5 protein-coding genes and 1 pseudogene are annotated in these 6,366 nt (G+C 56.8%); all 6 read left to right on the top strand.

The annotated features are described in order from the left end of the window. Nucleotides 1-520: 520 nt before the first annotated feature. A complete protein-coding gene (gene ltrA / locus BN32_RS24870; RefSeq protein ID WP_019199738.1) occupies nucleotides 521-1,705 on the top strand; it encodes a group II intron reverse transcriptase/maturase in 1,185 nt (394 codons plus the stop codon). Nucleotides 1,706-1,936: 231 nt separating this feature from the next. Then, nucleotides 1,937-2,053, top strand: a pseudogene (locus BN32_RS24865) (transposase); the annotation flags it as partial. A 166-nt stretch (nucleotides 2,054-2,219) separates the two neighbouring features. After that, the gene (locus tag BN32_RS27085; protein WP_156947019.1) at nucleotides 2,220-2,438 is read left to right on the top strand and encodes a hypothetical protein; all 219 of its coding nucleotides are present in this window, start codon (nucleotides 2,220-2,222) and stop codon (nucleotides 2,436-2,438) included. 870 nt (nucleotides 2,439-3,308) lie between these two features. After that, nucleotides 3,309-4,466 carry a transporter substrate-binding domain-containing protein gene (locus BN32_RS24860; protein WP_244438274.1) on the top strand — a complete coding sequence of 386 codons (1,158 nt, stop codon included), beginning with the start codon at nucleotides 3,309-3,311 and terminating at the stop codon, nucleotides 4,464-4,466. After that, complete coding sequence (locus BN32_RS24855; RefSeq protein WP_019199743.1) at nucleotides 4,463-5,209, top strand: ANTAR domain-containing response regulator; 747 nt, start codon at nucleotides 4,463-4,465, stop codon at nucleotides 5,207-5,209. The genes BN32_RS24860 and BN32_RS24855 overlap by 4 nt, the downstream gene beginning before the upstream one ends. After that, nucleotides 5,115-6,338, top strand: a complete 1,224-nt coding sequence (locus BN32_RS24850) for an urea ABC transporter substrate-binding protein (RefSeq protein ID WP_244438273.1) — start codon at nucleotides 5,115-5,117, stop codon at nucleotides 6,336-6,338. The genes BN32_RS24855 and BN32_RS24850 overlap by 95 nt, the downstream gene beginning before the upstream one ends. Nucleotides 6,339-6,366: the final 28 nt, after the last annotated feature.

Below are 6,366 nucleotides of genomic sequence, written 5' to 3'. Positions count from 1 at the left end.
GTTACGCGTAGGCAGGAGCGACGAGCGGGCCGTAACGCAAGTGAAGCGATTGAGCCTCGTGATGATAGTAAACCGCAGGCCGACAGCGTCATATTGGCTGGAAGGCAATAGTAAGTCACCGCAAGAGGCGATGGTGACCGGAGACTGCGGCGGGGTCAGAGAGCACGGCACGTTCGGAAATGGAAGCATTGAGGAACCTGAGAGATCCACTGTGGTCTCGGCTCGTAGCGGAAACGAGCAGAGTATGCTGGACGAATGGAGCATTCCTGAGAAAGGCAAACGCTACAGTGGAAGTCGGATTCGCTGGTAGTACTCAGAGCGCAGGAAAGCTGCGTACACGGGGAAGCGGCGAAGCAGATGAAGGCTGACTTTCGGGAAACATCACCCGCACTCACAGAGGCAGGAGCATGATGTCAACGCAACTGAGTCAGATAGCGAAGAAGGCCAAACTGGATCGCACGGTGCGATTTACCTCGTTGGCGCATTTGCTGACGCCGGAATTCCTCACGGAAACGTGGGCATGATGAACCGGCGCGCGGCCAGTGGGATCGACGGGGAGAGCACCGAGCAGTTTGAGAGCGAGTTGAAGCAGCGGGTCGAAGAGATTTGCGCACAACTTCGAGCCGGCGCCTATCGCGCACCACCGGTCCGGCGGGTTGAAATACCCAAAGGGCCAGGCAAAACCGGAACGCGCCCATTGGGGATTCCCACGGTCGCGGATCGGCTGGTGCAGCGAGCGGTAGCGCGCATTATCGAGGCTGTGTTCGAAGCGGATTTCCTCGACTGCAGTTACGGCTTTCGACCGGGGCGCAACCCTCATCACGCTTTGCAGGCACTGCGCCTGCAAATCGTGTCCAAGAAGGTGAACCACGTATTCGAGGCCGATATCCGCAGCTACTTCACCCGCATCAGTCATCAGTGGTTACGCAAGATGGTGGCCCATCGGATCGCCGACCCGGCAATTCTTAAGCTGATTGGAAAATGGCTTAAGGCCGGGGCGATGGTCGATGGGGCACTGATTTCAACCGAGGAGGGTACGCCACAAGGCGGCCCAATATCGCCTGTGCTGAGTAACATTTATCTGCACTTCACGCTCGACCTGTGGTTTGAAAAGAAATTCAAAGCACAGTGCCAGGGCGAGGCGTACTTGGTGCGTTTCGCGGATGATTTTGTGGGAAGCTTCCAGTTCTTGGGAGACGCGCAGAACTTCCAGCGCCAATTGCGGGAACGTTTTGCGCAGTTCAATCTGGAACTGGCCGAGGAGAAAACTCGGCTGTTGCTCTTTGGGCGTTTTGCGGCCGTCGAACGGCGCAAGCACGGACAGAGGCCAGAGACGTTTGAGTTTCTGGGCTTCAAGCACGTCTGTGGGGCGGATCGAGCAGGGCGTTTCGCCCTGATCCGTATCCCCTGCACCAAGAGCTGCAGAAAGTTCCTCGCTCGCGCCCGCGAGTGGTTGCTTGGACACAGACATTGGAAGAGACGCCAACAACAGCAACACCTCACGGTGATGCTGCGCGGCTTCTACCAGTACTTCGCCTTGCACCACTGCGACCGCAAGCTCAGCTGGATCCGCCACGAAATCCAGCGACACTGGGTGCACGCCCTGCAACGCCGCGGTCAACGACAGCGGATCAGCTGGGTGTATTTGAGCAATCGACCGTGGTTCGAGCTGCCGTCAGCTCGCACATTGCATCCAACGGTATGAGACGGAGGTCTTCGCAAATGTCATCTGGGGAGCCCAGTGCGGGAAATCTGCACGCTGGGTTCTGCTTGGGGAGACGAGTTCAAGAAGCCACGCTCGCTCGGTGAGGGCACTGGCGCGAAAGCGTCAGATAACAGTGAGGCTCCGCAAAGGGCTACCGCTTCAAGGCTCGTCTCTACCATCCTCCGAATTTGATTTTCGACAGGCACAGGGAGGAATGCCAAGAAGCGGAAGCGGTTTTCGGAGGAGCAGATAGCCTTTGCCTTGAGGCAAGTGGAGAGCGGCGCGACGACTGAGGAGATCTGCCACAAGATGGGGATCTTGGAGCCGAAGTTCTACCGCTGGAAGCGCGCGCTCTGAGTACCTTATGAACAACAGGAAGAAAGCAGATAATGATTTTGAACTCGTCTGAACTGGATTAAGGCCTGTATCTGCCAGCTGGTTAAGAGTACGACTTGGAGCAGGGCTTCGACGCAGCCTTTATTTCAATTCGCTTTGTTTATCTGGATTTTTTTGAATGTTAGCAATTAAAGTCGCGGCCAATGGTGGTCTTCATCTGCATATGGATGGCGTCGCCGTCGGTGAGATTTTGAACTTCCGAAAAATGGCCAACCCTGATCGGCTCGTCTTGGGGTTCGCAGGAGCCAACATCCAGCCATTCGAAATCAGAAAAACTGATCCAAACTATTTAGCGATAGTTTATCAGATGTCAGCTTACGTTAAGATGCCTTTGTAGATTGTGAGCTGACCTGACGGATATTTTGGACCAGCGGGATAGAGGGATAGAGACTACTGCATCGCGGCGGCGCATGTCTCGGCTGTTTCCGTGTTGTTGAGGGTGGCCCCCGGCGGGACACACAATTTGGGCACCGGTGCGGGGTATTCGGTGAAACAAATTTTGTCCGCAGTCGCTGAAGTTTCAGGCCGTGATGTGCCGCACAAGCTTTACCCACGCCGGTCAGGCGATCCAGGGATACTGGTCGCCGATCCGTCTGCCGCGAGACGTGATCTGGCATTTAGGGATGACCACTTCAAAGGGGGCAGATCAAGCGGCTAGCATTCTGCAGGCTAGCAGTGTCGGGATGATTGCAGCAGCGAAACTGAAGTGCCTTCCATAGAAGAGTGATGCAACTGCGGTCTTAAAAATATCAGCAGATGTTTGCGTGCCATATTCGATCATCTCTTACGCAGCGGAGTTACACTTGGCGTGCGCTGATACCGGCAGCAGCGAAAATGAATGCGCTTGATATCGGAATGGCGACGACGTTTGTATACGGCTTTCCGTTGCCATTCGAACGAGCAATATGCTGCATTATCGATCTTTCCCTGCATTTTCGATAAGCAAGCTCGCCTAGAATTTGCGCGCTGCAAAATCTCGAAATTCAGAATATTCCTTGAAGAGGGCTAGCGAACACAATCGAGCCATGCTACTTTTTTTATCAAGGACGGATATTGGATCGGCGTCTGACGTGCTGTAATCCGAATCCTTCCGACGCAAGCGGCAGTGTTGCCGAGAATTCTGCGTCCGATCCTGTCGATATAACTTCGTGGCACTGGCGCCGTCTGCTGATCAATCCCTGCGCGCTTTGCATTGGAGTTGTTCGACGTGGCCACGATTGATATTCCCATTGGTTTGCTGATCTCCGTTGATGGACCCTATAGCGCGGTGTCGGCCGGCATGCTGGCCGGTGCGCTTCTTGCTATCGACGAGGTGAATGGCAGCGGCTTGCCTGTGCGGCTCGATCCCGTGGTCGGAAATCCGCAGGGCCAGCTTGCGCGCTATGTCTCGATCAGCGGGAGTATGCTGGCGTCTGGCATCCGTCATGTGGTGGGCTGTTATACGTCGTCCTCGCGCAAGGAGGTCATTCCGCTGTTCGAGAAGGCGGATGCATTGCTCTGGTATCCCTCGCATTATGAAGGCTTCGAGAGTTCGCCGAATGTCGTCTATACCGGCCCCGTTGCTAACCAGCATTTGCTGCCACTGATCGATTATCTGCTGCAGCATGTCGGGCGCCGCGCATTCTGCATCGGGTCCAATTATATCTGGGCGTGGGAAAACAATCGCGTCATGCGCGAGGCGATGGCTGCGGCTGGTGGCTGCGTGATCGCTGAACGTTACTTCGCGATGGACGACACGGATTTCGGCCAGATCATTCAGGCAATTCTGAACGAGCGGCCATCCTTCATCTTCAACACGCTTATTGGCATTTCGTCTTATCAGTTTCTGCGCGACCTGCGGGCTGCTTGTGCGCAAGAGGGAATCGACCAGCCAGCTGTGCTTCCGATCGCCAGTTGCACGCTGTCGGAGCCCGAGCTTGAGGCCGTCGGTCGCGAGGCCGCCGATGGGCACATCGTATCCAGCGTCTATTTTTCGTCGATCAAGTCGCCGGAGAATGCCCGTTTCGCCGCAGCTTATAAGGCGCGCCGGCCAGGTGGGCCGGCGGTATCCGCTGACGCCGAAGCAACATATCTCGCGGTCAAGCTGCTCGGTCTGGCGCTGGCCGAGGCCGGCACCTCGGAGATCGGCGCGGTCAAGCAAGCGGTTGCTCGTCAAGTGCTGACGGCGCCGCAGGGCCAAGTGCAGATCTCTCCCGAAACGATGCATGCGACGCTGACGCCGCGCATCGGTCGTTCGACATCGGCGGGTGAGTTCGAGATCGTGGTGGAGGCGTCGCAACCGATCCCGGCTGATCCCTATTTACTTCAAAATTCGTCGCGCTTCGGTGCGGTTTCAGAGCGTTCGAAATTGCGGGTCGTGTCATGATTGGTCAACCGCTGGTCCAGAATTTTCGCGGCAATCGCGCCTTGTTGTGGGGTGGGCCTGACGCTGCCACCGAGACGCTCGAGAAAACGCTGGCCAGGGTCGGCGTTTCGCTTGCGCGCTTCGAGGATGTTGACCTCACCACGCTTGATCCAAATCGCGACGTGTTGCTCATCGATGGCGATTTTCCGTTTAATCCCGCATCTGTACTGGTCGGCGAAACGGCTCTTCCGATAGTGCCCGCCATAGGAATCGTTGGAATCGAAGCGCCGAGCCGATTGAGGCTTCTGACAGAAGCTGGAGTGACCAGTTTCCTTCGCAAGCCAATCCACGCCGGTGCGGTCTACTCGGCACTGTTTCTCTGCGTGAACAACTATCGTCGGATGCGCGGCATGGAGCTGCGCCTGGCTGAGCACGACCGAAGGCGTAACGGTCGTCGTTTTGTGATCAAAGCCGTCGTGACACTCGTTCAGTCCCACGGGCTGAACGATGACGAGGCTTTTGCCTGGCTGCGGCGCGAAAGCATGCGCCGCCGTCAAGGCATCGAGGAGTCCTGTGAGGCCCTCCTGACAGAGGGTTTTGGCAACTACCCGGCGCATTGGCCATCGGACAGCACAAAAGCCGGTTCATCAAACAAGGAGGACTATGGGGATGCGTCGCTTACTAATGATGACGGCTGCCGCGATAGCGATGGCCGTACCGTTGGCCGCCATGGCCGCGGACCCGATCAAGCTCGGCGTGCTTGAGGACCAATCCGGCGATTTCGCGCTGGCCACGATCGGCAAAGTTCACGGCATTCAGCTTGCGGCAGAGGAAATCAATGCTGCCGGCGGTATCGCCGGACGCCCGCTGGAACTGGTCATATACGATACGCAGTCGGACAACACACGGTACCAGGAGTTCATGCGCCGCGCATTGCAGCGCGACAAGGTCAACGTGGTGTTCGCCGGATTCTCGAGTGCGTCGCGTGAAGCCTACAGGCCGATCGTCAAACAGCTCGACGGGTTCGCATTCTACAACAACCAGTACGAAGGCGGCGTCTGTGACGCGAACATGATTGTGACCGGCGCGGTGCCGGAGCAGCAATTCTCGACACTCATTCCGTGGATGATCGAAAAGTTCGGCAAGAAGGTCTACACCATCGCGGCGGACTACAATTTCGGACAGATATCGGCCGAATGGGTCCGCAATATCGTCAAGCAGAATGGCGGCGAAATGGTTGGCGAGGAGTTCATCCCGCTCGGGGTGTCGCAGTTCTCCTCGACGATTCAGAACATTCAGAAGGCAAAGCCCGATGTGCTCATCACGCTGCTCGTCGGTACGGCGCAATCGTCTTACTACGAGCAGGCGTCGGCCGCGAATTTGCGCGTGCCGATGGGTAGCTCCGTCAATGTCGGTCAGGCCTATGAGCACAAGCGCTTCAAGCCGCCGAGCCTTGCCAACATGTATGTGACGACGAACTGGATTGAAGAAATCGCCGATCCGAAGAGCAAGGAATTCGTCGCCAAGTGGCGCAAGAAATTCCCCAACGAGCCCTACATCAATCAAGAGGCGGAAAATTCCTACCTCGCGGTCTACCTCTACAAGCAGATGGTGGAGCGCGCCAAGGGCTCGACCAAGCGTGACGATCTTCGCGCAGTCATTGCCAAGGGTGATGTCTGTTTCGACGCGCCGGAAGGCAAGGTCTGCATCGACCCCAAGAGCCAGCATATGTCGCACACGATCTATCTCGCCAAGGTCAATGACGTCCATTCGATCTCGTTTCCGAAAACCTGGGAAGACGTCAAGCCCTATTGGCTGGGCGAAGCGGGTTGCGATCTGACGAAGAAGAATCCGAGCGCTCAATATACGCCGAGCAATCCGCCGCCGAAGTAAGCGGATCGGCAATTGCCGGTGAGGGCTG

Origin of the sequence: Afipia birgiae 34632 (assembly GCF_000308295.2) — a bacterium.
Classification (GTDB): Bacteria; Pseudomonadota; Alphaproteobacteria; order Rhizobiales; family Xanthobacteraceae; genus Afipia; species Afipia birgiae.
Note: the sequence above shows the minus strand (reverse complement) of the source record. Positions and strands in the feature narration are given on the sequence as shown.